Raw genomic sequence first — 25,139 nt, forward strand, 5'->3', positions numbered from 1 at the left:
GGGCTGCTAGAAGGACCAGTCTCCGAGTCTACCCAGATCATCATATGGAGATCCGCACATTAAGCGCGCGTCCGGCGGGGCGAAATATGCCGCGCCAAACGTATGCCGGCTTCCGCAGGCCGCTGCGGCCTCTGGCCTGAATTACCTTCCGCCGGGGCCGTGTCCCTGCGTGTACTCTCCGGCCGTGACCGTGCCGAGCTCCGTGGCACCGTCAAGGGAGCCCTCGCCCAGTCCTGACTGCACCTTCACCGTGCCTCCGGTGTACACCGTGTACTGCTTTCCTGCTTCGATGCCCGCCGCGGAAAAGACCAGCGAGCCGGTGGCTTTGATGGTCACAAACGTGGCCACGAGCTTGCCGTCGGCGTCGGCCAACTGCACAGTGGTGCCCGCCGGCACGGTCGAGGCGAAGGTGACCTGCACACCTGACTGGGTGGAGCTTGTCCCCGGGGTGACCACCATGCCGGCGCTTCCTGCCGCGGCAACCGTCCCGCCGCTGACTGACAGCTCGCCGTTGACATCCAGTGCACCGTTGCCGTTGCTTTCGGGCCCGTTGACCACCACGGTGCCGCCCGAGATGGAGGCGTTGCCGTTGGAGTCCAGGCCGTCGCCCTCGGAATTGATGGTGAGGGAGCCGCCGGAGACGTCCACGCTGTAGTCGCCCACCGATTCTCCGCCGCCGGGCCCGCCGCCCATGCCGCCACCTGACTGGGCAGCCGTTGAGGCGCCGCCGGAGGCGTTCACGCCGTCATCCGTGGCGGTCACCGATACCGTGCCGCCGCTGACCGCGATGTGCTGCGCTTCGAGGCCTTCGGAGGACTCCGTTACCGTCACGGCGCCGTTCGCGATGGCGAGCTGGTTCTGCGCCTTGACGCCGTCGTCCCCGGCGCTGACGGTGAACTTGCCGCCGTTGACCAGGAGCCGGCCGCGGCCCTCGTCGGTGTCGTTGTCCGAGTTGAAGCCGTCACCGCCGGCTGTGATCTGGTAGGTCCCGTCCAGCAGCACGGCGTAGTCCTTGCCGCGGATGCCGTCGTCGGCTGCTTTCACGGTGACGTTGCCGGCGGCCAGGACCAGGCCGTCCTTGGACACGATGCCGTCGTTGTACTGGCCGTTGACGTTCAGTGAGCCTGTCCCGGCCAGGGTGAGGTCGGCCATGGAGTAGAGCGCCGCGTTCGGGGCATCGGCGCCCTGGTCCGCGTATGTTGCGGCGTCCTTGATGGAGTTGGTGCTGCCGTCATCGAGGAACAGGATGGCCTCGTTGGCGCTGTGGATGACGAACGGCGAGCCGGTTGAGCTGGCGAGGGTCACGCCGTCGAGGATCACGCGGTCCACATCTTCTTCGCCGGCGGCGATCACCACCTTGCCCTCACTGAGGGCACAGAAAGCCGGTACGTCCCGGCGGCTGTGATGGTGAGCACCATGGAGGTGGCGTCCGTGCCGGCCAGGCCGGCCACGCGCAGGATGTCCACGACGCTGTGCTGGCCGTCGCTGTCGGCGCACACCACGTCCTGGCCGGGGAAACGGTCCAGAATGAAGCCGAATCCGGTTTTCAGAGCGGAGCCCTTGCCCCGGTTTGCCCGGTGGCTGATGACGTGGGCGCCGGCCCGGCGGGCGCCGTCGAAGATCTGCCGGTAGGCCGGTCCGCTGCCGTCATCGACGACGACGAGATTGAGGGCGGAGTCTGCCGCGCGGATCGCGCCGATCACTTCAAGGAGCTGGGCGTCCGGCTCGTACGCGGGGATCAGGATGATCATGGCGGGACCTCACTTGCCGATGCACAGGATGTCCGAGGTGCCGCGCTCGCGGTTTGCACCCACCGGATTGTTGACCAGTGCGCCGTTGAAATACATGGTGGAGGAGCCGCCGCCGTCGAGGTTGTACGCCGTTTCTGCGCCGAGATCCTTCATGATCTGTGCCATTCCCGTCATGGTCACGCCGGCTCTGTAGCCCGGGCTGCGGCCGTCGGCCACCACAAAGACCAGGTGGTTGGCGTCGATGAGCCCCGCGGCGGTACGCGGCTGCTCGCCCTGGATGGAGTGGTTCCCGAAGTTAGTGTCCACCTCGACGTCTTCGATGCCGTCCACAACCTGGCTGTCCTGGACAATTGCCGGTCCGAAGGACAGGGTGTTCCAGACGCCGTCGGCCATCAGCTGTTCTGCGGTGGTGGCTGTTTCGTCGTAGACCTTCACGGTGCCGTCCCGGTAGAACGCCAGCCCCTGCCGGGCGCCCTCGTCCCGGTACACAACACCATTGCGGATGACGATGCCGGTGTCCCGGAAGCCGTAGTAGTCGCCGTTGATGGCGAAGATGGCGTTGTGGGCTGCAGCGATTTCCGAGGTGGTCTGGGTGATGTTCTCGCCGAAACTGTCGTTGGCGAACGCGGACTTAAGCGTCGTGGCGTCGTCAAGGACGACGTCGGCAACGTAGTAGGTGACCGTGCTGTCACCGCTGCCGGTCACCACCGTGGAGATGTTGATGCTGGCGCCGTCGGCCATGTAGGAGGTGTCCGCGAGGGAGGCGGACGATCCCACCGTCGTGGCCTCGGAGGACACGTTCTGGGCTGCCTCGTAGGCGGACACATCGGTTATTTCCACGTGCTGCACCACGAACCTGTCCAGCGCCCAGGCGGTGGCACCGCCGGCCGACAGTGTCAGGGCGAGGGCTCCGGCGAGGACGGCCCGGCGAGTCGGCCTGGCCTTGCCGCCCTTGTGGGCTTTGCCGGGTTGCTGGGCTTTCCTGTGTTGGGCTTCTTCGCTGGGGGAGTTCTGCTGTGAGGTCATGCATCATTTGTATGGACCGGACTTATGCCGGCCGTGAGCCGGGCATTTGAGGAAGCTGTGAAAGCCCGCGGCCACCCGACGCGCCCCCCCCGCCACAGGAATCATTGCGGACAACCGGGTGTTGTGGAAGAAGCGAACCTGTCCTGAAGGAGGAAGCATCATGGTCAAAGCGGTCTGGAACGGCGCCGTGATCGCGGAGAGCGAGGTCACCGTGAAGGTAGAGGGGAACCACTACTTCCCCAAATCGTCAGTGCGCACCGAGTACCTGGAGGACAGCTCCCACTCCACGTACTGCCCCTGGAAGGGGGAGGCAAGCTACTACAGCCTGCGGGTTGACGGCCTGCGTAATGAGAATGCCGCCTGGTACTACGCCGACCCCTCCTCCGAGGCAGCCCGGATCAGGGATCACGTGGCCTTCTGGCACGGCGTCCGGATCGAGGCCTGAGACGGCTCCGGACGCAGGAGGCGGTAGGGTGAACCGGGATTAACCGATCACGCTTTGAAGGAGTCACCGTTGACTGCTGAACTCCCGGAACTCGCCGGCGGCGACTTCTACTACGAGGACCTGGGCGGCGGCCGCTTCCGCTCCACCATCCACGCCCAGGGGGCCTGGAACGCCCACGAACAGCACATGGCACCGGCGTCGGGGCTCCTGGCGGACCGGCTGGACCGGCACGAACCCCGGGACGGCATGCGGATGGCCAGGCTCAGCTATGAAATCCTGGGACTGATCCCCGGCGGTGAATTTGAAATCGTCACCGTGACGCTGCGCCCGGGACGCACCATCGAGCTGCTGCAGGCTGAATTGGTGGCGGCCGGCCGTGTGGCCATCAGGGCGACGGCCTGGCGCATGGTCACCAGCGACACGAGGGCTGTGGCCGCCGTCGAGGACGGCGCCATTCCCTCACCGGAAGAATGCAAGCCCTATGACGGCGCGAGCGTGTGGCCGGGAGGCTACATTCGCTCCCTGGAAATGCGGGTGGCGGAAGGTCACCGGCCCGGTGCCGGGAAAGTGTGGCTGCGCACGGACCATCCGCTGACGGACGGAAACGACAGCACGGACATGGCAAGGCTCATGGGGCTCGTGGACACCGCCAACGGTATTGCCGCGCGGGTGCCTCCGGGCAAGGACAGTTACGCCTTCCCGAACCTGGACCTCCAGATCCACATGTACCGGCGGCCGGAGGGCGAGTGGCTGGGGCTGGACAACGCCGTGTCCTTCGGTGCTGACGGCATCGGCCTCACCTCGACAGTTCTTCATGACCGATCCGGCCCGTTCGGACGGGCGGAACAGATCCTCACGCTGCGGAGGAGCTGACCGCTGGGCTGCCTAGTGGAAGACCAGCCAGCCCGCCAGCGTGGCGAGGCCGGTCAGCAGGGCGCCCCACGCCATGGCCACAACAATGAGCTGCAGCGGTCAGGTCTTGAGCGTCGCGGCGTTGGTGAGGTCGTACGATGCGTAGGCGAAGGCGCCCAGCGCCGCCCCATGGCCGACGGCGGTCAGCCAGGTGCCGCCGTCGAGCGCCGGCCGCAGGGCAAAGAAAACGATGCCCGCAATGTAAATCAAATAGAACGCCACGGCGTACCCTAGATGGGGCCGGTCGGCCAGCAACTCACCGATGTGGCTGCGGTAGAACGGGTTCATGAGCTTGAGCCACACGGCGTCGATCACGGCGAAGGCGCCGGCGACGACCAAAAATTGCGACACGACCATAAGGGAGCTTAGCAACATGCAGCAGGCCGGGGCTGATTCACGGACTCTGACCCTCGTCCGGCAGGAGCAGTCCCTCGGCGCCGTCCGCGACCTTGATTTCGGGATCGAGCTCCTCGGCAAGGCCAGGGCTGGGGACATCGGATCCACGCTTCGGCTGTACCGGCCCGCACCGACTGTTGCCTTCGGCCAGCGCGACACCCGCCTGCCCGGCTTCGGCGCTGCCGCCCAGGCCTGCCGTGACCTGGGGTTCGAACCGCTGATCCGCAAGGCGGGAGGCCGCGCAGCCGCGTATCACGAAGGTACGCTGATCATTGACCACGTGGAGCCGCACAGCGACGCGATCGCCGGAGCCAAAGGCCGTTTCGCATTTTTCGGCGAAATGCTGGCGGGGGCGCTCCAGAGCGTCGGCGTGCGCGCCGCCGTCGGCGAGATTCCGGGGGAGTACTGTCCGGGCGAATACAGCGTCCACGGCTTCGCGCCCGAGGCCCCCGCGCACCGGATCAAACTGGTGGGCACAGCCCAGCGCGTGGTGTCCGGTGCCTGGCTGTTCAGCTCCGTCGTCGTGGTGGAGAACTCGGCGCCCATCCGCGAGGTACTCACGGCCAGCTACGCGGCCCTGGGGCTGGACTGGGATCCCGCGACCGCCGGCGCGGTCAACGACCTTGTGCCCGGTCTTGACGTGCAGGCGATCGAGGACGCGGTGGTCCGCACCTACGCGGAGTACGCCTCGCTGGGGCAGACGGACTTCAGCAGTCTGCGCGCCTAGCGCTGCACTCTGCCTCCGGCGCCCGGTTTGTTCGGCCCGGTTTGTGCGGCCGGTTTAGCCGGCGCGTTCATTCGGTGGCCGGCGGGATCTGGCAGATCATGAGGACATTTCCGTCCGGGTCCCGGAAGTTGAACCATTGGTCATCGTTGACTTCGGTGAGTTGCACGCCCCGGGTTTTCATGAAGGCGTGGGCGGCCTGGATGTCGGCGGTGTTGAAGTGGAACGCAGGAACCTGGAAAACGGCGCCGGGGGAGTAGATCTTGCTGTCCAGGACGAGGCCGGCCCCCTCCATGGGAAGTATGTACAGATGGTCCAGCAGGACCTTGTCATCGGCGGGCACGCCCAGCATGCCGCAGTACCAGTCGCGGGCTTCCTCGATATCGCTGACGGGGACAAAGACGGTGCCGATCTGCGGGGAAACTGGATTCACAGCAATCCTTTGGAACGCGGGAACGAACTCGAACGGTAATGCGCTGGACTGGCCGTCGCCAGGAGCAGGGCTCGCCCGGATTTTTCGTACCCAGACCTGTCGATTTCAAATGCGCAGGAGAGGACGATTAAGGAACAGCCGCTGAAAAAGGAGGTCGGTGATGTGCTATTCATCGCGGGCGGATTTCGGCTGGGACACCCGGAAGGATGCCGTCCGAAAGCCTGAGACGCACCGGAAACCGGCGCCGCCGGAAGCTGCGCCAGGGAAACCGTTGCCTGTGGACCATCCGGAACCCCGGACCCATGCGGACGACACCAGACTGTGGGCCTTCCTGGCCCGCCGTAAGGAGCCCCGCCGCAAAGAAGCCCACGCTCGCAGGCCGGTGCAGGACCGGATCGACGAAAAGGTCTGAACCAAACAGTAAAGGCACCGGATTCCGGTGCCTTTACTGGTGAATCTTAACTGCGGCTTCAGCCCTACGCGGCGAGCCTGCTCTTGACCTCGGCTGCGGACGGGTTCGTGGCAGCGGTGCCGTCCGGGAAGAGAACGGTGGGGACGGTGCGGTTGCCGCCGTTGATCTGCTCCACGAGGTCCGCCGTGCCGTCGACCTCTTCGATGTTGATCTCGGTGTAGCCGATGCCTTGGGCGTCCAGCTGCTTCTTCAGCCGGTTGCAGTAGCCGCACCAGGTGGTCGAGAACATGGTGATGGTGCCGTCTTCGGGGGTAAAGTCCACGGGCTCTCCTCGGATTGATATGGTCCTGTCGGTTTCCTTCCCCACAACCGTAACCCGGGCACCGGTATTCCCCAGCCTCTGTTGCAATGGCATGCTGGTGCCATGTGTGGACGTTACGTCATGGCCCGGGCAGTGGGGGATCTGCTGGCCGAATTCGACGCCGAGCTTGAGAACGAAACCGAAATCCCGCCGTCGTGGAACGTTGCGCCCACAGACGGCGCGCCTATCGTCCTGGAACGGCTTATCGACGGCGATACGGTGCGCCAGCTGCACGTCGCCCGCTGGGGCCTGGTGCCGTCGTGGGCGAAAAGCCCGGGCATCGGCGCGAAGATGATCAACGCCCGGAGCGAGTCGGTCCTCGAGAAGCCGGCCTTCCGCAAGGCTGTGCAGTCGAGGCGCTGCGCCGTCCCGGCGGACGGCTACTACGAATGGAAACAGGGCGAGGGCCGCAGCAAGCAGCCCTATTACGTCCACCCCCGTGACGAGTCCGCCATGGCCTTCGCCGGACTGTACGAGTGGTGGAAGGACCCGTCCGTGCCGCCGGGTGAACCAGCCCAGTGGATGCTCTCGATGTCCATCATGACGGCGGACTCGCCGCCGGCGGGAACTGAAGGCACGGTGTTCGCCGAACTGACATCGCTCCACGACCGCGTCCCGCTGCCCATGAGCCGCGACACCATGGCGGCCTGGCTTGACCCGCAGGTTGATGACGCCGCCGGCCTGGTGGACCTCGTCCGGTCCGGAGTGAAGGACGTTGCCGCCGGCTGGCGGGTGGATTCCGTGGGCAAGGCCGTGGGCAACGTTCGCAACAACTCCCCGGAGCTCATCGAGCCCGTGGAGGCACTCTTCTGACCCTGACTTTCTGAGGCTGCGGGTGCCGGGCAGGGGAGCTGACCGGAATCAGAGCCGAGCCTGCAATCAGACGGTGACCTGGCCGCCGTCGTCCACTGTCCAGGTGGGGTTGAAGGCAATCTCCCAGCGGAAGCCGTCCGGATCGGCGAAGTATCCGGTGTAGCCGCCCCACGGTTGGGTCTTGGGAGGGGCCACGACGGTCGCGCCGGCCGACTCTGCCTGGGCTATCACCTGGTTTACCTGCTCGGCGCTGCCGACGTTGTGGCTGAGCGTAATGCAGGGGACCGCGGTGGGAGCATCAACGGTGGCCTCGGCCTGCATCTGCCCGGCATCCCAGAGGGAAAGAATCAGACCGTGGTTGGCCTGGATAAAGACCGCCTCATCGGGAACCTCACGGTGGACCGGCCAACCCAGGCCGTCCACATAAAAGCGCCGGGAGGCGGCCACGCTGCGCACTCCCAATGAAATAAAATCGACTCTGGGCTGCATGGTTCGATACTGTCATGATCATGCCCACAAATCACGGAGACGAGAAAAATGCCCAGGCTGACCGGGAACAGCTCGCCGCCGTGCGGGTTGCGGTGGACGAGGTGGACGAGCAGATCGTCCACCTGATCGCCCGCCGCGAGCGCCTGATCCGCATCGCGGGAACCCTGAAAGGGGACGACGCCGAAGTGCGGGCGCCGGGACGCGTGGAGCGGGTCATCGAGCATGTGCGCTTGGCCGCCGAGAAAAAAGAAATAGACCCGGACATCGTGGAAAGCACATACCGGGCCATGATCTCGAAGTTCATCGAGCTTGAGATGAAAATCCACAACGACAACAGCTGAACTGTTGCTTCTGGCGGCGGACGCGTTCCGTCCGCTGAAGCGTTCTGGCGGCTGACGGGTTCCCCCGCAGCCGGGTGCATCCTGCAATGGGGGCCCCGCCGCTGACGGGCGCGCCGAGGCGCGGGGCCGGCTGATCCGGGCTGCTGCCCGGTGCCGCTCACGGGGGCGCTGCCCCTCTAGAGCTTCTCCTCGACAGGCACGCCGGACTGGAATTCCCGCCCGTCGGCCTCGCTGAACGCGGACATCAGGTGGCTCTTGTCCAGCCCCAGTACCGTGCTCATGGGGAAGTTGCCCGTGATGGTGTTGCCCGAGTGCTCAACGCTGCTGAGGTCGAAGTTCTCCTCCGTGCCGTCATGGCTGAAGGAGTAGATCGAGACCGCCTCGCCGTTCATGAACTCGATTCCCAGCCTCCGTTGATGAGAATAATCCGGAGTGGCAGCCACGAGCCCCACAACAAAGGCGCCCGATGCTGGAATGTTGCCGTCGATATCGAACCTGGCCACCAATGTGCTTTCTTTGGCGGCGATGCTTACCTGCTTCAGGAGCGCGTCATTGGAACTCATGGGACCATCCTGCCCTGTGAGCCGCCGTCCGTCCACACCCATCTAGGTTTTGTCCCCGGCCCGGCGTAGACTGGAACTATTCGAATACATATTCGAATGACTGCGTATTTTCTGCAGGATGAGATTGGTATCCGGAGGCACCCATGGGAACGTTCAGCGAGTCTGTTGACGTCGTCTGCGCACCTACCGGTGAGCCAGCGGAGCTTCGGTGGGGCGGCAGGGAATACCGGGTCTGCGCCGAACCCTTGCGCTGGTATGAACGCCGCCAGTGGTGGGCCGAAGAGCGGCGTGCCCCGCTGGGAAGCGGCCCCGGGCTTGTGGACCATGAGATCTGGCGGGTGCAGGTCGTGCCTGCCGGCAGAAGCAGCCCGCCGGAAACACCGGCTGCAAAACCACTGGAACCACTAACCCTTGACTTGGTGCGGCATGCCGGCAGCGGGCGCTGGCGGCTGCTCCGTATCCACGACGCCCTCCGGACCAAAGACGCACTCCATCACAAATCAGCATGAGCTTCACTCACCTACACGTTTCCACCGCCTTCAGCGCCCACTACGGTGTCTCCTGGCCAGACCAACTTGCCCAGGCAGCAGCGGCCCAGGGGGCAACCGCCCTTGGGTGCACTGACAGGGACGGTCTCTACGGCACAGTAAAACACCTCAAGGCATGCATGGCTGCCGGGATTGACCCGGTGGTCGGCGTGGATCTGTCAGTGTTCGACGACGAGGAGGACCACGACGCCGGGTTACCTGGTGAGCAGATGGCTGGCGTCCAATTTTCCAAAACCCGGTTTTCGGCAGCCCGCGTCACCGGACGGGTTGTGGTCCTGGCACATGGCCATAACAGCGGTGCGGGGTACAAGGCACTGTGCCGGCTGATTTCCGACGCACACGCCCGCACCACGGGCAAGGCCGGCGGAGCTGTGCCCGTTGCTGTCACCAGGGCTGAACTCGCCTCACGCGTGCTGGACCCGGAAACCCTGAAGCCGGTGCTCACCGTGCTGTTGGGCCCGGATTCCGACGTCGGCCTCGCACTGGGCGGGAGGCGGTACCTCCGGCCCCGCACCCTTTTCAAAGGCTGGCTGGACGCCATGCCCGCCGGGAGCGTCGCGGCAGAGATCGTGACCCACCTCAGTGCACCGGGTGCGCCCTTGAGCACGGCCCATGCGGTCCGCATGCTCAAGCTGGCGCAGGAGTATGGCGTGCCGGCTGTGCTCACCAACGCCGTCCGTTACTGCGAGGAGGACGGGGCGGCCACCGCCGACGTCCTGGATTCGGCCCGCACGCTCAAGTCGCTGCCCGAACTCTCCGCCGAGCCGCTGCTCCAGCCCAACGGGCAGGGCTGGCTGAAATCCCCGGACCAAATGGTGGAGCTGGGCAAGGAGATCATCCATGCCGCCGGCTACGGTGCCGCCGATCTCCAGGTGCTGCTCGCGCAGACTGCGGCGCTCGCGGACCGTTGCCGCATGGATCCCGTGTCCGACATGGGCTGGAAGCAGCCGGTGGTGCCCGAGGCCGCCGTCATCGGCATTGAGGGGGATCCGCTGGCAGAACTGGCCCAGCGCTGTGAGGCCGGTATTGCGCGGCGATTCCCCGGCATCTCCGGGAAGGCGGAAGCAGACATGCGCGCCCGGCTGCAGCATGAGCTGAAGATCATCGCCCGCCTCGGCTTTGCCTCCTACTTCCTCACCGTGGCCGAGGTTTCCCGCATGATCCTTGACATGAATGTGAGGGCGGCAGCCCGGGGATCGGGCGCTTCCAGTTTGGTCAACTACCTGATCGACATCAGCCAGGTGAACCCCCTCCAGCATGACCTGATCTTCGAACGGTTCCTCTCCGGGGACCGGTCCACGCTGCCTGACATCGACATCGATGTGGAAAGCGCTGAGCGGCACAACGTCTACCGGAAAATTTTTGACCGGTTCGGCTCACAGCGCGTCACGCTGATGAGCATGCAGAACGGCTACCGCGCTCGCGGCGCGGTGCGGGACGCCGGTATGGCTTTGGGGATGGACGACGGCGATGTCGGCGAGATTGCCAAACAGCTGTGGCGCTTTTCGGCACGGAAGTTCCGGGAGGCACTGGAGGAAAAACCGGAACTTCGCGAGTTCGCCGGACGGCTGGAACAGCGGGACTTTTCTGAGAACCAGCAGCTGGACCTGTTGGTGGACCTCACCGAACGGCTGGACCGCCTTCCGCGCCACATCTCCATGCACCCCTGCGGGGTGATCCTCGGTGATGCCACCCTGCTGGACCGGACCCCGGTCCAGCCCAGCGGCCTTGGCCTGCCCATGAGCCAGTTCGACAAACACGACATGGACCCGATGGGCATGCTGAAGCTGGATGTCCTGGGCGTCAGGATGCAAAGTGCCATGGCCTTTGCCGTGCGGGAGATCATCCGGATCCACCCCTCCAAGGCTGAAGTGGTGGCAGCCGGAGCCCATCCCGCTGGACCTGGTGGCAGCGGGCCGGACTACATCGCCGAGGACGGCTTGATCGACCTCAATGCCGTTCCCCTGGATGATGAGCCGACCTATGAGCTGATCAGAAGCACGCACACCCTGGGGTGCTTCCAGATCGAATCGCCAGGCCAGCGGGAGCTGGTGGGCAAGATGGCCCCGCGCGAGTTCAACGACCTCATCATCGACATCTCACTGTTCCGCCCGGGGCCCATGAAATCGGACATGGTGCGGCCCTTCCTTGAACACCGGCACGGCTTCGCGCCGGAGACCTACCCGCACCCTGACCTGAAGCCGGTGCTGCAGGAAACCCATGGGGTGACGGTCTTCCATGAGCAGATCCTGAGGACCTTTGATGTGATGACCGGCTGCGGGCTGGCGAAAGCCGACGAGTTCCGCAGGGCGCTGAGCAACGAGGTCAAGGAAGGCCAGGTGGAGGAGTTTTTCCGCCGCGAGGCAAAGGTCAGGAACTATTCGCCGGAGGTAGTGGACAAGGTCTGGGGCACCCTAAAGTCGTTCGCCAGTTTCGGATTCTGCAAAGCCCACGGCGCCGCCTTTGCCGTGCCCACCTACCAGTCGGCCTGGCTGAAGGCCCACCATCCGGAGGCGTTCCTTGCGGGCCTGTGGGAACACGATCCGGGCATGTACCCCAAGCGTCTCCTTGTGGCCGAGGCGCGGCGCATGGGCATCCCCATTCTTCCGCTGGACATCAACCGCAGCGGTGCCGAATACCGGGTGGAGCGTGTCACGGAGGGCCATGACCGTGGAAAGCTGGGAATCAGGCTCAGCCTCAACGGCATCTTCGGGCTGTCCGGTTCTGAACTGAAGCGGATCGTTGCAGGCCAGCCCTATGACTCCCTGGCGGATCTGAGGGCACGCTCCAGGCTGAGCAAGCCCAGCATCAAGCGGCTTGCCCAACTGGGTGCCTTTGACACGCTGCACCGGGAATCCGGCGGGACAGCCAACCGGGCAGACCTTGTCCACCACCTGCAAAGCCTGCAGAGCAAGTCAGTAAAGAAAGGCGCCGAGGTCATTGAGGGGCAACTCGCGCTGCCCCTCGGAGATATCGAGTTGCGGAACGTCAAGCCCGGGCTTCCTGAGCCCACCACGGTGGAGAATGTCCGGGCGGAACTTGACCTGATGGCGGTTGATGTCAGCGAACACCTGATGTCCAGCCACCGGCCGCTCCTGGACCGGCTGGGCGTCACCACTGCGGACAAGCTGCTGGGGCTGCGAAATGGCACGGAGGTACTGGTGGCCGGTGTGAGGATCGCCACCCAGACCCCGCCCATGCGCGGCGGCCGGCGTGTGGTCTTCATCAGCATCGACGACGGTACCGGGTGCGTGGATTCCGTGTTCTTCCACGAGGCCCAGGAGCACGCGGGCCCGCTGCTGTTCGGGACCCGGCTGCTGCTGATCCGGGGAACCACCAGGCGGACCGGTCCGCGCGGCATTAGCCTCAGCGCCAGCATGGCCTGGGACCTCAGCCAGGTGGACACCCTGCCGTTCCCTGAACGGGGGAACGCTGACCCGGGAAATCGGGAACCAAGGGACGTCGGACCAGATAAACCTGAACAGGACTTCTGGCAGCCGGGGCCGCTGGATGGCATCAGCAGAAACCTGGCCATCACCGGCCTCGGAAGCTGACCGGCCCTCCCATTTCCGCTTTGCCACCGCCATGTTCCTCTTTGCCACCGCCGTGGCGCTTTGGCTCGCCACTTCCGCAACAGATAACATTGACGAGGCTGGCTGTGGTCCCCGTACGCCACAAGCTACGAAGCCTGAACTTTGAATAGGAGACACCCGTGTCAGATGCCCAGCAGATCACCCTCATCGTCGATGGCGAAGAAATGAAGGTGACTACCGGGACCACCGGCGCGGAACTCTTCTTTGAGCGCCGCGACGTCGTTGTGGCCCGTGTTGACGGCGAACTTAAGGACCTGGATCAGCCCCTTGCCGAGGGTGCCGAGGTTGAAGGCGTCACCATCGATTCCCCCGACGGGCTCAACGTGCTGCGCCACTCCACCGCCCACGTCATGGCCCAGGCCGTGCAGCAGCTGCGCCCGGACGCCAAGCTGGGCATCGGCCCCTACATCACTGACGGGTTCTACTTCGACTTCGACGTCGCTGAGCCGTTCACCCCGGAAGACCTGAAGACCCTGGAAAAGATGATGCTCAAGATCATCAACCAGAACCAGAAGTTCGTCCGCCGCGTCGTCTCCGAGGACGAGGCCCGCGAAGCCATGAAGAACGAGCCCTACAAGCTCGAGCTGCTGGGCAAGAAGAACGAGGCCGCCGATGCCGGCGAAGGCGTCAACGTCGAAGTGGGCGCCGGCGACATCACCATCTACGACAACGTGGACCGCAAGAGCGGGGACAGCGTCTGGTGCGACTTGTGCCGCGGCCCCCACCTGCCCAACACCAAGCTCATCTCCAACGCCTTTGCACTGACCCGCTCCTCGGCGGCGTACTGGCTGGGCAACCAGAACAACCAGCAGCTGCAGCGCATCTACGGCACCGCGTGGCCCACCAAGGACGCCCTGAAGGCCTACCAGGAACGCATCGCCGAGGCCGAGCGCCGCGACCACCGGAAGCTTGGCGCCGAGCTGGACCTGTTCTCCTTCCCCGACGAGCTCGGGTCGGGCCTGCCGGTCTTCCACCCCAAGGGCGGCATAATCCGCAAGGCCATGGAGGACTACTCCCGGCAGCGCCATGTGGATGCCGGCTACGAGTTCGTCTACACCCCGCACATCACCAAAGGTCACCTGTACGAGGTGTCCGGCCACCTGGACTGGTACCGGGACGGCATGTTCCCCGCGATGCACATCGACGCGGAGCACAACGAGGACGGCACCGTCCGCAAGCCCGGCCAGGACTACTACCTGAAGCCGATGAACTGCCCCATGCACAACCTCATCTTCCGCTCGCGCGGCCGGTCCTACCGCGAACTGCCGCTGCGGCTCTTCGAATTCGGTTCCGTCTACCGCTACGAGAAGTCCGGTGTGGTCCACGGCCTGACCCGCGTGCGGGGCATGACACAGGACGACGCCCACATCTACTGCACCCGCGAGCAGATGAAGGACGAGCTCACCACCACACTGAACTTCGTCCTTGGCCTGCTCAAGGACTACGGCCTGGACGACTTCTACCTCGAGCTGTCCACCAAGAACGAGGACAAGTTCGTCGGCGACGACGCCACCTGGGAGGAAGCCACCCGCACCCTGGCCGAAGTGGCCGAGGCGTCCGGGCTGGAGCTCGTTCCGGACCCGGGCGGAGCCGCGTTCTACGGCCCCAAAATTTCGGTGCAGGCGAAGGATGCCCTGGGCCGCACCTGGCAAATGTCCACGATCCAGCTCGACTTCAACCTGCCTGAGCGCTTCGAACTCGAGTTCCAGGCCGCCGACGGCACCCGCCAGCGTCCGGTCATGATCCACCGGGCCCTGTTCGGTTCGGTGGAGCGGTTCATGGGTGTCCTCACCGAGCACTATGCCGGTGCCTTCCCGGCATGGCTTGCTCCCGTGCAGGTGGTGGGCATCCCGGTGGCGGAGGCCTTCAACGACTACATGTTCGACGTCGTCGACAAGCTCAAGGCTGCCGGCATCCGCGCCGAGGTGGACATCTCCTCGGACCGCTTCCCGAAGAAGATCCGCACGGCCAGCAAGGACAAGATCCCGTTCGTGCTCATCGCCGGCGGTGAGGACGCCGAGGCTGGCGCCGTCTCCTTCCGGTTCCGGGACGGCAGCCAGGACAACGGCGTGCCCGTGGCCGAGGCTGTCCAGCGGATCGTGGACGCCGTCCGCAACCGGACCAGCTAGCCGCGGCGGAGGGGGCACACGTGCAGGAGAACACAGGGTCGGGCTATCCGGGGGACGCGGAAGCAACGGACGATTTTGGCCTCGCCGGCGTTCCTGACGCCTTCCAACGGCTGTGGACTCCGCACCGCATGGCCTACATCAAGGGCGGGCAGCACCAGTTCAAGAACGAGGACGACTGCCCGTTCTGCATCGCGCCCGCGCGCACCGATGAGGAGTCGCTCATCGTGTACCGCGGACGCACGAGCTACGTGGTGCTCAACCTGTTCCCCTACAACCCCGGCCACCTGCTGGTGTGCCCCTACCGCCACGTTCCCGATTACACGGACCTGACGGTGGAGGAAACCGCCGAATTCGCCGACCTGACGCAGACCGCCATGCGGGTGCTGCGGAAGGTGGCGAATCCCGGCGGCTTCAACCTAGGCATGAACCAAGGGGTTGTGGGCGGGGCCGGCATCGCGGGCCACCTGCACCAGCACATCGTTCCGCGCTGGGGCGGGGACGGAAACTTCTTCCCCATCATCGCCCAGACCAAGGCAATCACGCAGACGCTCGACGAGGTCCGCCAGCAGGTTGCCGACGCCTGGCCCGGGGAGACGCATGCTGAATAGGCATGCGCGCGGGTTCTTCACCGCCCTGTTTACCCCGCTTGCACGCTGGCTTCTGAAAATTGGCGTCTCGCCGGACGCCATCACCATTGTGGGAACGGCCGGCGTGGTGGTCGGGGCCCTGGTGTTCTATCCGCTGGGCCAGCTCTGGTGGGGAACGATCTTTATCACCCTCTTCATCTTCTCCGACGTCATCGACGGCATCATGGCCCGGATGCAGAACCTCGGCGGGCGCTGGGGCAACTTCCTGGACTCCAGCCTGGACCGGTTGGCTGACGGTGCCCTCTTTGCCGGCCTGGCCATATGGTTTTTCACCGGCGGTGAGGATGCCCCCATAGCCATTGCCGCCGTCGTCTGCCTTGTCCTTGGCATGGTGGTCTCCTATGTCCGGGCGAAGGCCGAATCCCTCGGCTTCCAGGCGAACGTGGGCATTGCCGAACGTGCTGAACGGCTGGTCTCCGTGCTGGTGATCACCGGCCTCACCGGCGTCGGACTGCCGCCCGTTGTGCTGCTGGCGACCCTGGTGCTGCTGGCGGCGGCTAGCCTCGTCACGGTGGTCCAGCGCGTCCTGGCTGTGCGCATCCAGTCGCTGGAAGACTCCGAGCAAACCTGATTAAGCCGGGCTGCCGCCGTGGGACTAGTATTAGAACTGCCCGGTCAATGGATCCGGTAATCCGGTGTGTGCAAAAACGGCATGTCCGTGCCTGCGCTGCCGGCGAAGGTCATCTAGCTACCCATAGGGGTTTTTGTGTCTACACCTGATGTAAGCAACGAAGCCGGCTCGTCCGCCAACAGCGTGACGGGCAGCAACCGCGTCAAGCGCGGCATGGCAGAGATGCTCAAGGGCGGCGTCATCATGGACGTCGTCAACGTCGAACAGGCCCGCATCGCCGAAGACGCCGGTGCCGTTGCCGTCATGGCGCTGGAACGCGTTCCGGCCGACATCCGCGCCCAGGGCGGCGTGTCCCGCATGTCCGATCCGGACATGATCGACAAAATCATCGACGCCGTGTCCATCCCGGTCATGGCAAAGGCCCGGATCGGTCACTTCGTCGAGGCCCAGGTCCTGCAGTCCCTCGGTGTCGACTACATTGACGAGTCCGAGGTCCTGACCCCGGCCGACTACGTCAACCACATCGACAAGTGGAACTTCACGGTTCCGTTCGTGTGTGGTGCCACCAACCTCGGTGAGGCCCTGCGGCGCATCAACGAGGGCGCGGCGATGATCCGGTCCAAGGGCGAGGCCGGCACCGGGGATGTCTCCAACGCCACCGGGCACATGCGCCAGATCCGCGCCGAGATCGCCAAGCTTGCTGCCCTGCCCGAGGACGAGCTGTACGTCGCGGCCAAGGAACTGCAGGCACCGTACGAACTGGTCAAGGAAGTTGCCGCGGCCGGCAAGCTTCCCGTGGTGCTGTTCACCGCCGGCGGTATCGCCACCCCGGCCGACGCCGCCATGATGATGCAGCTCGGCGCCGACGGCGTGTTCGTCGGCTCCGGTATCTTCAAGTCCGGCAACCCGGCCCAGCGTGCGGCCGCCGTCGTGAAGGCCACCACCTTCTTCGATGACCCGGACGTCATCGCCAAGGCCTCCCGCGGCCTGGGCGAGGCCATGGTAGGCATCAACGTGGATGAGATCCCGCAGCCGCACCGCCTCTCCGAGCGCGGCTGGTAACAGCCGCCTTGCGCTCCTAATTAGTACGACGACGACGGCCGGTCACCTTCCAAGGTGACCGGCCGTCGTCGTGCGTCTAACCCAACAAGGTAGCAGCTGTGGGCGTTTCCATCGTGGGGAACGCCCTGTGGTGCTACCTACTTTGGGGAGCGGGGCGATTACTCGAGGCCGCGGCGCTTGAGGAGGGGCTCGAGGGCGGCGTCGCGGCCGCGCAGGGTGCGGAACGACTCGAGCGGATCCCGGCTGTTGCCGCGGGAGAGCAGCTCGGCGCGGAACCGGTCGCCGTTGGCCCTGCTGAGACCGCCGTTCTCGGTGAACCAGTCCACGGTCTCGGCGTCCAGCACTTCGCTCCAGATGTAGGAGTAGTAGCCCGCAGAGTAGCCGTCGCCCGCGAAGATGTGTTGGAAATAGCCAGTGCGGTAGCGCGGCGGAATCAGCGGATGGGCAACCCCTGCCGCGGCCAGTGCCTTCGCCTCGAATTCCAGGGCGTCCTGCGGAACGCCGTCGGTGTCCAGAACGTGCCAGGCCAGATCCAGCAGCGCCGCACCGAGGTACTCCGTGGTGGCGAACCCCTCGCCCCACAGGCGGGACTCGTTGAGCCGGTCGACGACGTCCTGGGCCAGCGGCTCCCCGGTGGCATGGTGGCGGGCGTAGTTGGACAGCACCTCGGGCCACATGATCCACATTTCGTTGACTTGGGACGGGTACTCCACAAAGTCCCGCGGCACCGATGTGCCGGAGAAGCGGGGGTAGGTGACGTCGGAGAACAGCCCGTGCAGGGCGTGGCCGAACTCGTGGAACGCCGTGCGCACCTCATCGAGCGTGAGCAGCGTGGGCTCACCTGCGGGCGGCTTGGAGATGTTCAGGTTGTTGATGACCACCGGCTTGGTGCCCAGAAGTGCCGACTGGTCAACCAGCGAATTCATCCACGCCCCGCCCCGCTTGGTTTCGCGGGTGTAGTAGTCGCCGAGGAACAGCCCCAGTTCTGTTCCGTCCGCGTCCCGGACCTCCCAGATCCGGACGTCCTCGTGGTAGCCGGCAAGGTCCCTGCGCTCATGGAAGGTGATGCCGAAGAGCGAGGTCGCGGCGAAGAACACGCCATCCGTCAGTACCCGGTCCAGCTCGAAGTACGGCCTGAGGGCCTGCTCGTCCACCGTGTACCGGTCCCGCCGCACCTTGGCGGAGTAGTAGGCCCAGTCCCAGGCCTCCAGCGGGTGGCCTGCGCTCTCGGCCAGGGCGGCTGCCTCGGCGTCGGCGTTCCGGACGGCGGCGGGCGCCAGCCGGTTCAGCATGGACCGGACGGCTCCGAAGTCCGGAGCCGTCTGCCGGTCCACCACCAGTTCGGCATAGTTGGCGAACCCCAGCAGGGCGGCTTTTTCGGCGCGGAGCCGGACCAGGGAGTTCACAACGTTGAGGACGTCGAGGTCACCGCCGGTGCTGCCGCGGGCCACGGACGCTTCGAAGAGCCGCCGGCGCACGTCCCTGTTGTCCAGTGCGGCCAGGGCCGGCTGGTTGCTTGGCTGGATAAGCGTCAGGAGGAACTTGCCGTCATGCCCGGCTACCCGGGCTGCTTCCGCGGCGCTGGCGATCTCGTCTCCGGGTAGGCCAGCCAGGTCATCGGCGCTGTCCAGCAGCAGGGCGGCGGACTTCATCGCCTCCTTGACGCGCTGCCCGAATTCCGTGCCCAGCCGGGACAGTTCGGCGTTCAGCGAACGGAGCCGGTCCTGGCCGGCGTCGTCCAGCTGAATCCCGGACTGGCGGAATTCCTTGAGGTACTCCTCGACGAGCCTTCCGGCTTCGGCGTCCAGACCCGCGGTATCCACGGCGGCGAACCGCTCGTAGAGTGCCCGGTTCAGGTACACGGCATCCTGATGGGCGGCGAAGCGGGGCGACAGTTCGGTCTCCAGCTTCGTGATGGCCTCGGAGGCGTCGGCCGAAACCAGGGTGAAGAAGGAAGCCGCGGCCCGGTCCAGCAGCCGGCCGGACTTCTCCATGGCCAGTACCGTGTTGTCGAACGTGGCCGGTCCGGGGTTGTCCACGATGGCCTGGATCTCGGCCAGGTGCTCGGTGAGCCCGGCGTCAACCGCCTCGGCGTAGTGGTCGTCGTCGATGCCGGCAAACGGCGGCAGTCCGAAGGGCAGGGCGCTGGGGGAGAGGAGGGGATTGGTCATGAAGCAACCCTTTCATGCAGCTCAGCGGTGCACAATGTTTTGGCGTGGTTCTACGGGCGGGTTGCCTGCCGTCGGCGGGCCGCGGACTTACGCTGGGGTCATGGGGAACAACAACGTCTCTGGCCGTGCGTTTCAAGCGGCCGCTGCTGCACTGCTGATGGCGGGGCTGGTGTCCTGCGGCGTGGCCGCCGAGCAGGCCCGGCCGCAGCCGGCCAGTGAGTCCGGCAGCCAGTCCGGCAGCCAGCCTGCCAGTGCGGCCGGCCAGCCCTCGAGCCCGGCAGCGCAGTCCAGCGCCGGGAGCAGTGCAGCGCCCACGTCGACGGCGGACCCCACACCTAGTGCCGTTGCGACCCCAACCCCGGGTGCCGGTCCCGCGTGCGCGGCGATCCGCTGCACGTCCGTCCTGGTCACCGGTGACATGCTGGTGCACACCCAGCTGTGGCAACAGGCCCACGAAGATGCCGTAGCCGGCGGGGTCAAGGGACTGGACTTCGGTCCGCTGCTGGAAGGGCAGAGGCGCTACATCGAACAAAGCGACATAGCCATCTGCCACCAGGAAACGCCGGTGGCCCTGCCCGGGGGACCCTTCTCCGCATACCCTTCCTTCAACGTCCCGCCGCAGATTGCCGCTGCCGCCAAATCGGTCGGCTACCGTGCCTGCACCACGGCCAGCAACCACACCATCGACCAGGGCACCGAGGGCCTCGCCAGGACACTGGATGTGCTGGATACAGTAGGTCTGCAGCACACCGGCTCCTACCGCACGCAGGCTGAGTCCAAGGGCATCCTCATCCTGCAGACCGACGCCGCCCGGATTGCCGTCATTGCGGGCACCTACGGACTCAACGGGCAGGTCCCGGAACAGCCGTGGCAGGTGGACATGCTCGACGCGCCCGCCATGATCGCCAAGGCCAAGGAGGCCAGAAAGCTGGGCGCGGACATCGTCCTGGCCGCCATGCACGCGGGGGACGAGTACGCCAGTGCCCCGAACGCCCAGCAGCTGGAAGTGGCGCACGCGCTGGCCGACAGCGGCCAGTTCACCATGATCTACGGGCACCACACGCACTCGGTGCTTCCCGTCGAAAAGTACAAGGGAACCTGGATCGCCTACGGCCTGGGCAACGGCGTGACAGAACTGTCTCCGACGTATGTTGTCAACAACGAGGGCCTGCTGCTCCGGGCACAGTTCAGCCAGGACAGTGCCGGCAAGTGGACCGCATCCGACGTCGCCTGGGCGCCGTCGGTGATCGTCAGCGCCCCCTATCGCTGGTGCTCTGTGGCCGCGGACGCCCCGCAGGGCGTCTGCGCCAGTCCCGCGGCAGACGCCGACACCCGGCTGCGGACCAAGCAGGTAGTGGAGTCGATGGGCGCGGCGCAGGCCGGAGCCCGGGAGCTGCTGGTCACCAAGGAACGTTGAATCTGGAGCGGTGAAACAGGACGCTGACCCGTTCGGGTTATTCCTAACGCGGCCGGCGGGCCGCGTGCTCGCGGGCCAGAACGGCGAAGCGGTCATCCGCTTCGCCGGGAGTGAAGGTTCCATACTTGCGTTCGACGGCGGTCCGGATCAGGAAGTCGGCAATGGCCGGGTTCTTGGGCAGCAGGGAACCGTGCAGGTAGCTGGCCACGATGTTGCGGTACCGGGCTCCTTCCTGGCCGTCGCTGCTGTTGTTGCCGGTGCCCTTCGCCACCGTCCCCAGCGGTTCGACGCCGGGACCAAGGGTGGTCTGGCCGCTGTGGTTTTCGTAGCCCAGGACCTCGCCGAACTCGGCGGTAGTGACCTTGACGTTGCCGATCAGCCGCTCATCCGTGCCGTGGGTCTCCACGTCCAGAACTCCGATGCCTGGAATGACCGGGCCTGAGCGGGTCTTGAAGAAGCGACCGAACAGCTGGTACAGCCCGCAGATGAGCAGCATCGGCGTGCCTTCCTCGGCCATTCCCTTAAGGAGGCTGGATCGTGACTGGAGGTCGTCCTGGATGACGAGCTGGCCGCTGTCCTGCCCGCCGCCGCCAAGGATGATGTCCACGCCCTCCGGGAACTCGTCGCCCACGTTGTACTCGAGCAGCTCCGGTGTGTATCCGTGCCATTTCAGGCGTTGCTGCAGCACCAGGGCGTTGCCCCAGTCGCCGTAGATGTTCATCTCCCGCGGGTACAGCTGCAGAACCCGGATGGTTCCCTTTGACGCGGTAGTGCCGGCGGTCGATTCGGGGGTCATGAGACCACCTCCACTGTGGTGATTTTGGACAGCTCACGGCGTATGGCGAGCATTGCGGTGTAGGTGCAGAAGACGCGCTTCGGCTTGCCTTTGCCCTTGCGGATGAAGTCGGCCAGTGCAGCCGGGATGTCGGTGTCCACCGCCCCGATCTGCACTTCGTCGTACTGCAGGCGCAGGGCCATGTCATACGCCCGGGAACCGCTGACCTGGTCCACGCCGTCCGCGCGCAGTGAGTCGAAATCAACGTCCCACAGCCAGGACATGTCGCGGCCGTCAGCGTAGTTGTCGTTGATCGCGATCATCGTGGCGTAGCCGCCCGAGGGGAACGACTTGAGGCCCAGACGGAAGCCGCTCGGGTTCTTGACCAGGACCAGATCCAGCGGGAGCCCGTCCACCGTGAGGCTTTCGCCGCGCCCAAATGCCGGGGCCACCTCGGACAGGGCCTTCAGCAGGGTGCCGTGGTCCGCCGTGGCGGCGCCGCTGCCGCAGATGCTGCGGGCCAGGGCCAGCGCAGCCGCGGCGTTGAAGATGTTGTAGACGCCGCGGAGCTTCATCCCGGTGGTGACCGTGACGCCGTCGTACTCAAAGTCTGCGTCATCGGCACCCACGCGGCGAAGAACGACGTCGGCCTGGGGCCTTTGCGGTACCGCAGGTACGGGGCTGCCCGGCCCAGCGCGGAGTTCATCGTCGCTGGGGAAGGTGCCCAGCAGGGAGTCGTCCAGGCCGAAGTAGAGGACCTCGGGGCCCTGCAGCGTACCGGCGATCCGGGCCACCCGCGGGTCCTCGCGGTTCAGCACCACAGTCCCCGTTGTCTTGGAGGCGATGTGCTGGAGGAGCTGGGCTGTCTTGTCGATCTCACCGAAGCGGTCAAGCTGGTCGCGGAGCACGTTCAGCAGGAGGCTGTAGCGCGGCGGGACGCGGTTGACGAAATGCACGGCGTGGGCCTCGTCCAGCTCCAGCACGGCGATATCGGCCTCGAGCCGTCCGCGCCAGTCGACGTCGCCGATCAGGGCGGCTGCCACGCCCCGGGTGAAGTTGCTTCCCGTGCGGTTGGTGAACACCTTCAGGCCCTGGCTTTCCAGCAGCTCTACCACCATTTTGGTGGTGGTGGTCTTGCCGTTGGTGCCGCTGACTACGGCCACGCCGTGGGGGAGGGTGGACAGGGTCCGCTGCATGAACCCGGGGTCGATTTTTTCGACCACCAGACCGGGTAATGCAGAGCCTCCGCCTCTGAGCCGGGAAACCCGGCGAACGAACTTGCCGAGCGGAACGCTAAGGGAAAACATGCTCTGTAATATATCCCAGCAACGGCATGCAATGTGGCGGACGGCCGGCGGCGGGAGCGGCTGCCCGCCGCCGGGACACTATGCTGTTTGGATGACCGATTCCCTTTCCAGCGCCCTTCCGCGCCCTGCCGGCGTGCCCGAAAAGCCCGGCACTGGCCTGCGCATAGGCGTCCTGGCGCTGCAGGGCGACTTCCGTGAGCACCTTCGGGCAGTCGAGACAGCGGGCGCCGCCGGCGTGGGTGTCCGCCGACCCGCGGAGCTCGACGGACTCGACGGACTCATCATCCCCGGCGGCGAGTCTACGGCGATCGACAAGCTGGCCCGCGCGTTCGACCTCGCCGAGCCGCTGCGCCAGCGGATCGCCGAGGGCCTCCCGGTGTACGGCTCCTGCGCGGGCATGATCCTGCTGGCGCACGACATCGCCGACCCCGCCGCAGACCTGGCCGGCAACCCCCAGCAGACGTTCGGCGGCCTGGACATCACGGTGCGCCGCAACGCCTTCGGCCGCCAGCGGGAATCCTTTGAGACTGATCTTGAATTCAAGGGGCTGGAGTTCAGCGCCACTGAGCACGGCGTGGCGCCGGTGCACGCGGTGTTCATCCGCGGCCCCTGGGTGGAGCGCGTGGGCCCTGGCGTTGAAGTCCTGGCGCAGGTGGAACCGGCCGACCAGGAGCACGCCTCCCACGCGGCCGATCTGCAGGGCACGGCTAGAATTGTTGCAGTGCGTTCAGGCCAGCTGCTGGCCACCTCCTTCCATCCGGAAGTGACAGGCGAGAAGCGCGTGCATGAACTTTTTATCCGCATGATCAGAGGAGAAGCGTAAAGCATGTCAGGCCACTCCAAATGGGCAACGACCAAGCACAAGAAGGCCATCCTTGATAGCCGCCGGGCAAAGTCGTTCGCCAAGCTGATCAAGAACATCGAAGTTGCCGCCCGCATGGGCGGCCCGGACCTTTCCGGCAACCCCGGCCTTGAACTGGCCGTCACCAAAGCGAAAAAGACGTCGGTTCCCGCCGACAACATCGACCGTGCCATCAAGCGCGGCGCCGGCCTCACCGGCGAGGTCGTGGACTACACCGAGATCATGTACGAATGCCGTGGCCCGCAGGGTTCGGCGCTCCTGATCGAGTGCCTCACGGACAACAAGAACCGCGCGGCCTCCGAGGTCCGCCTCGCAATCTCCCGCAACGGCGGCACCATCGCCGATCCCGGTTCGGTCAGCTACCTGTTCTCCCGCAAGGGCGTTGTCACCCTGCCCAAGAACGGCCTCAGCGAGGACGACGTCCTGATGGCGGTGCTGGACGCCGGCGCCGAGGAAGTCAAGGACAACGGCGAGACCTTCGAAATCCATTCGGACCCGAAGGACCTGCAGGCCATCCGCGACGCGCTCAAGGAAGCCGGCATCGACTACGACACCGACGAGGCCGAGTTCGTGCCCTCCATGGAGGTGCCGCTGGACCTGGATGCCGCCAAGAAATTCATGAAGCTCGTCGACGCCCTCGAGGACCTCGACGACGTCCAGAACGTCTACAGCAACGCTGACCTCAGCGACGAAGTTCAGGCTGCCCTGGACGCCGAGTGATCTTCGGCGTGGCGGACCGGGGCGGTTGCACGTGACGCTGCGCGTACTTGGCATCGACCCCGGACTGACCCGCTGCGGCATCGGCGTGGTGGACGTCGAAAAGAACCGCCGGGCCACCATGGTGGCGGTTGGCGTGGTGGGAACGTCGCCCGAGGAGACCCTCGACCAGCGGCTGCTGGTGATCGCCTTGGCCATCGACGACTGGCTCGACCGTTACGAGCCGCACGTGCTGGCGGTGGAACGTGTTTTCTCGCAGCTCAACGTCAGCACGGTCATGGGCGTGGCCCAGGCTTCCGGCGTCGTCATCGCGGCCGCGGCCCGGCGCGGCATCCCCGTAGCTTTACACACGCCGTCGGAGGTCAAGGCGGCGGTGACCGGGAGCGGTTCCTCGAACAAGGAGGCCGTCACCAAGCTGGTCACCAAGATTCTCCGGCTCGATGCTCCGCCGCGTCCCGCGGACGCGGCCGACGCTCTGGCCCTCGCCATCACGCACGCCTGGCGGGCGGGCAGCGGTGCCACCGTAGCCACCACCGGCCCCGGCAGCCAGTCGCTCACGCCCGCCCAGCGCGCGTGGGCCGAGGCGGAGGCCAAGGCGCGCCGTGCACGGTGAATGTCGCCGGCGCTTGTTAGGGTATTCGTAGATATGTTCGGATAGTCGGTTCTTTGCCGGC

27 protein-coding genes are annotated in these 25,139 nt (G+C 65.8%); 16 read left to right on the top strand and 11 right to left on the bottom strand.

The window, feature by feature from the left end; translation table 11 throughout:
• Positions 1 to 141: 141 nt before the first annotated feature.
• From J7I85_RS25785 to J7I85_RS20370, 3 genes are read right to left on the bottom strand one after another with little or no spacing between them, the layout of a single operon-like run.
• Positions 142 to 1,356 (bottom strand): carbohydrate-binding domain-containing protein, encoded by a 1,215-nt coding sequence (locus tag J7I85_RS25785; RefSeq protein WP_214856391.1) that lies wholly within the window; start codon positions 1,354 to 1,356, stop codon positions 142 to 144.
• Entirely contained in the window at positions 1,350 to 1,751 is a 402-nt protein-coding gene (locus J7I85_RS20365) for a glycosyltransferase (RefSeq protein WP_214856393.1), read from the bottom strand. Before J7I85_RS20365 ends, J7I85_RS25785 begins: the two co-directional genes overlap by 7 nt.
• Before the next feature lie 9 nt (positions 1,752 to 1,760).
• Positions 1,761 to 2,777 (bottom strand): phosphodiester glycosidase family protein, encoded by a 1,017-nt coding sequence (locus tag J7I85_RS20370; RefSeq protein ID WP_251024615.1) that lies wholly within the window; start codon positions 2,775 to 2,777, stop codon positions 1,761 to 1,763.
• Between the two features lie 160 nt (positions 2,778 to 2,937).
• Between J7I85_RS20370 and J7I85_RS20375 the strand changes: the two genes are divergently transcribed.
• Positions 2,938 to 3,222: a DUF427 domain-containing protein gene (locus tag J7I85_RS20375; RefSeq protein ID WP_214856406.1), complete on the top strand. Its 285-nt coding sequence runs from the start codon at positions 2,938 to 2,940 to the stop codon at positions 3,220 to 3,222.
• Positions 3,223 to 3,291: 69 nt separating this feature from the next.
• Entirely contained in the window at positions 3,292 to 4,095 is an 804-nt protein-coding gene (locus tag J7I85_RS20380; RefSeq protein WP_214856407.1) for a thioesterase family protein, read from the top strand.
• A gap of 99 nt (positions 4,096 to 4,194) precedes the next feature.
• On the opposite strand, the gene J7I85_RS20385 is transcribed toward J7I85_RS20380, so the two are convergent.
• On the bottom strand, positions 4,195 to 4,485 hold the full coding sequence (locus tag J7I85_RS20385; RefSeq protein WP_308159571.1) for a DUF2177 family protein: 291 nt from the start codon (positions 4,483 to 4,485) through the stop codon (positions 4,195 to 4,197).
• Positions 4,486 to 4,507: 22 nt separating this feature from the next.
• On the opposite strand from J7I85_RS20385, the gene J7I85_RS20390 reads away from it, so the two are divergent.
• Positions 4,508 to 5,257 (top strand): lipoate--protein ligase family protein, encoded by a 750-nt coding sequence (locus J7I85_RS20390; RefSeq protein WP_214856409.1) that lies wholly within the window; start codon positions 4,508 to 4,510, stop codon positions 5,255 to 5,257.
• A 67-nt stretch (positions 5,258 to 5,324) separates the two neighbouring features.
• Here the strand turns inward: J7I85_RS20390 and J7I85_RS20395 are convergent, their stop codons facing one another.
• Positions 5,325 to 5,687: a VOC family protein gene (locus J7I85_RS20395; protein ID WP_214856417.1), complete on the bottom strand. Its 363-nt coding sequence runs from the start codon at positions 5,685 to 5,687 to the stop codon at positions 5,325 to 5,327.
• A gap of 160 nt (positions 5,688 to 5,847) precedes the next feature.
• Here J7I85_RS20395 and J7I85_RS20400 point away from each other — a divergent pair, with 160 nt between their 5' ends.
• Positions 5,848 to 6,099: a hypothetical protein gene (locus J7I85_RS20400; protein WP_214856419.1), complete on the top strand. Its 252-nt coding sequence runs from the start codon at positions 5,848 to 5,850 to the stop codon at positions 6,097 to 6,099.
• Between the two features lie 64 nt (positions 6,100 to 6,163).
• On the opposite strand, the gene J7I85_RS20405 is transcribed toward J7I85_RS20400, so the two are convergent.
• Positions 6,164 to 6,421 carry a mycoredoxin gene (locus J7I85_RS20405; protein WP_214856427.1) on the bottom strand — a complete coding sequence of 86 codons (258 nt, stop codon included), beginning with the start codon at positions 6,419 to 6,421 and terminating at the stop codon, positions 6,164 to 6,166.
• Positions 6,422 to 6,523: 102 nt separating this feature from the next.
• Here J7I85_RS20405 and J7I85_RS20410 point away from each other — a divergent pair, with 102 nt between their 5' ends.
• Positions 6,524 to 7,273, top strand: a complete 750-nt coding sequence (locus tag J7I85_RS20410) for an SOS response-associated peptidase (RefSeq protein ID WP_214856434.1) — start codon at positions 6,524 to 6,526, stop codon at positions 7,271 to 7,273.
• 66 nt (positions 7,274 to 7,339) lie between these two features.
• Here the strand turns inward: J7I85_RS20410 and J7I85_RS20415 are convergent, their stop codons facing one another.
• Positions 7,340 to 7,762: a VOC family protein gene (locus J7I85_RS20415; protein WP_214856447.1), complete on the bottom strand. Its 423-nt coding sequence runs from the start codon at positions 7,760 to 7,762 to the stop codon at positions 7,340 to 7,342.
• Between the two features lie 14 nt (positions 7,763 to 7,776).
• On the opposite strand from J7I85_RS20415, the gene J7I85_RS20420 reads away from it, so the two are divergent.
• Positions 7,777 to 8,103 (top strand): chorismate mutase, encoded by a 327-nt coding sequence (locus J7I85_RS20420; protein WP_214856449.1) that lies wholly within the window; start codon positions 7,777 to 7,779, stop codon positions 8,101 to 8,103.
• A 176-nt stretch (positions 8,104 to 8,279) separates the two neighbouring features.
• Here J7I85_RS20420 and J7I85_RS20425 read toward each other — a convergent pair whose 3' ends face one another.
• The gene (locus tag J7I85_RS20425) at positions 8,280 to 8,666 is read right to left on the bottom strand and encodes a hypothetical protein (protein ID WP_102972335.1); all 387 of its coding nucleotides are present in this window, start codon (positions 8,664 to 8,666) and stop codon (positions 8,280 to 8,282) included.
• 143 nt (positions 8,667 to 8,809) lie between these two features.
• On the opposite strand from J7I85_RS20425, the gene J7I85_RS20430 reads away from it, so the two are divergent.
• From J7I85_RS20430 to pdxS, 6 genes are all read left to right on the top strand, one after another.
• A complete protein-coding gene (locus J7I85_RS20430) occupies positions 8,810 to 9,175 on the top strand; it encodes a DUF6504 family protein (protein ID WP_214856451.1) in 366 nt (121 codons plus the stop codon).
• On the top strand, positions 9,172 to 12,768 hold the full coding sequence (locus J7I85_RS20435; RefSeq protein WP_214856453.1) for a DNA polymerase III subunit alpha: 3,597 nt from the start codon (positions 9,172 to 9,174) through the stop codon (positions 12,766 to 12,768). The genes J7I85_RS20430 and J7I85_RS20435 overlap by 4 nt, the downstream gene beginning before the upstream one ends.
• 203 nt (positions 12,769 to 12,971) lie before the next feature.
• Positions 12,972 to 14,936: a threonine--tRNA ligase gene (thrS, locus tag J7I85_RS20440; protein WP_251024635.1), complete on the top strand. Its 1,965-nt coding sequence runs from the start codon at positions 12,972 to 12,974 to the stop codon at positions 14,934 to 14,936.
• Between the two features lie 20 nt (positions 14,937 to 14,956).
• Positions 14,957 to 15,544, top strand: a complete 588-nt coding sequence (locus J7I85_RS20445) for an HIT domain-containing protein (RefSeq protein WP_214856473.1) — start codon at positions 14,957 to 14,959, stop codon at positions 15,542 to 15,544.
• A complete protein-coding gene (gene pgsA / locus J7I85_RS20450) occupies positions 15,534 to 16,154 on the top strand; it encodes a phosphatidylinositol phosphate synthase (RefSeq protein ID WP_214856474.1) in 621 nt (206 codons plus the stop codon). Before J7I85_RS20445 ends, pgsA begins: the two co-directional genes overlap by 11 nt.
• 135 nt (positions 16,155 to 16,289) lie before the next feature.
• Positions 16,290 to 17,216 carry a pyridoxal 5'-phosphate synthase lyase subunit PdxS gene (gene pdxS / locus J7I85_RS20455; RefSeq protein WP_214856476.1) on the top strand — a complete coding sequence of 309 codons (927 nt, stop codon included), beginning with the start codon at positions 16,290 to 16,292 and terminating at the stop codon, positions 17,214 to 17,216.
• Positions 17,217 to 17,374: 158 nt separating this feature from the next.
• Here the strand turns inward: pdxS and J7I85_RS20460 are convergent, their stop codons facing one another.
• Positions 17,375 to 19,387: a M3 family metallopeptidase gene (locus tag J7I85_RS20460; RefSeq protein WP_214856483.1), complete on the bottom strand. Its 2,013-nt coding sequence runs from the start codon at positions 19,385 to 19,387 to the stop codon at positions 17,375 to 17,377.
• 100 nt (positions 19,388 to 19,487) lie between these two features.
• On the opposite strand from J7I85_RS20460, the gene J7I85_RS20465 reads away from it, so the two are divergent.
• Positions 19,488 to 20,804, top strand: a complete 1,317-nt coding sequence (locus tag J7I85_RS20465) for a CapA family protein (RefSeq protein WP_214856490.1) — start codon at positions 19,488 to 19,490, stop codon at positions 20,802 to 20,804.
• A gap of 43 nt (positions 20,805 to 20,847) precedes the next feature.
• On the opposite strand, the gene J7I85_RS20470 is transcribed toward J7I85_RS20465, so the two are convergent.
• Positions 20,848 to 21,600 carry a type 1 glutamine amidotransferase gene (locus J7I85_RS20470; protein ID WP_214856492.1) on the bottom strand — a complete coding sequence of 251 codons (753 nt, stop codon included), beginning with the start codon at positions 21,598 to 21,600 and terminating at the stop codon, positions 20,848 to 20,850.
• Positions 21,597 to 22,886, bottom strand: coding sequence for a Mur ligase family protein (locus tag J7I85_RS20475; RefSeq protein ID WP_214856500.1), 1,290 nt, complete (start codon positions 22,884 to 22,886; stop codon positions 21,597 to 21,599). Before J7I85_RS20475 ends, J7I85_RS20470 begins: the two co-directional genes overlap by 4 nt.
• 91 nt (positions 22,887 to 22,977) lie before the next feature.
• Here J7I85_RS20475 and pdxT point away from each other — a divergent pair, with 91 nt between their 5' ends.
• The 3 genes from pdxT to ruvC are packed head-to-tail and all read left to right on the top strand — an operon-like array spanning position 22,978 to position 25,078.
• Positions 22,978 to 23,709 (top strand): pyridoxal 5'-phosphate synthase glutaminase subunit PdxT, encoded by a 732-nt coding sequence (gene pdxT, locus J7I85_RS20480; RefSeq protein WP_214856507.1) that lies wholly within the window; start codon positions 22,978 to 22,980, stop codon positions 23,707 to 23,709.
• A 3-nt stretch (positions 23,710 to 23,712) separates the two neighbouring features.
• On the top strand, positions 23,713 to 24,468 hold the full coding sequence (locus tag J7I85_RS20485) for a YebC/PmpR family DNA-binding transcriptional regulator (protein ID WP_214856514.1): 756 nt from the start codon (positions 23,713 to 23,715) through the stop codon (positions 24,466 to 24,468).
• 31 nt (positions 24,469 to 24,499) lie between these two features.
• The gene (gene ruvC / locus J7I85_RS20490) at positions 24,500 to 25,078 is read left to right on the top strand and encodes a crossover junction endodeoxyribonuclease RuvC (protein ID WP_214856526.1); all 579 of its coding nucleotides are present in this window, start codon (positions 24,500 to 24,502) and stop codon (positions 25,076 to 25,078) included.
• Positions 25,079 to 25,139: the final 61 nt, after the last annotated feature.

The organism is Arthrobacter sp. ISL-65 (assembly GCF_018613795.1).
In the GTDB taxonomy this organism is placed as follows: domain Bacteria; phylum Actinomycetota; class Actinomycetes; order Actinomycetales; family Micrococcaceae; genus Arthrobacter.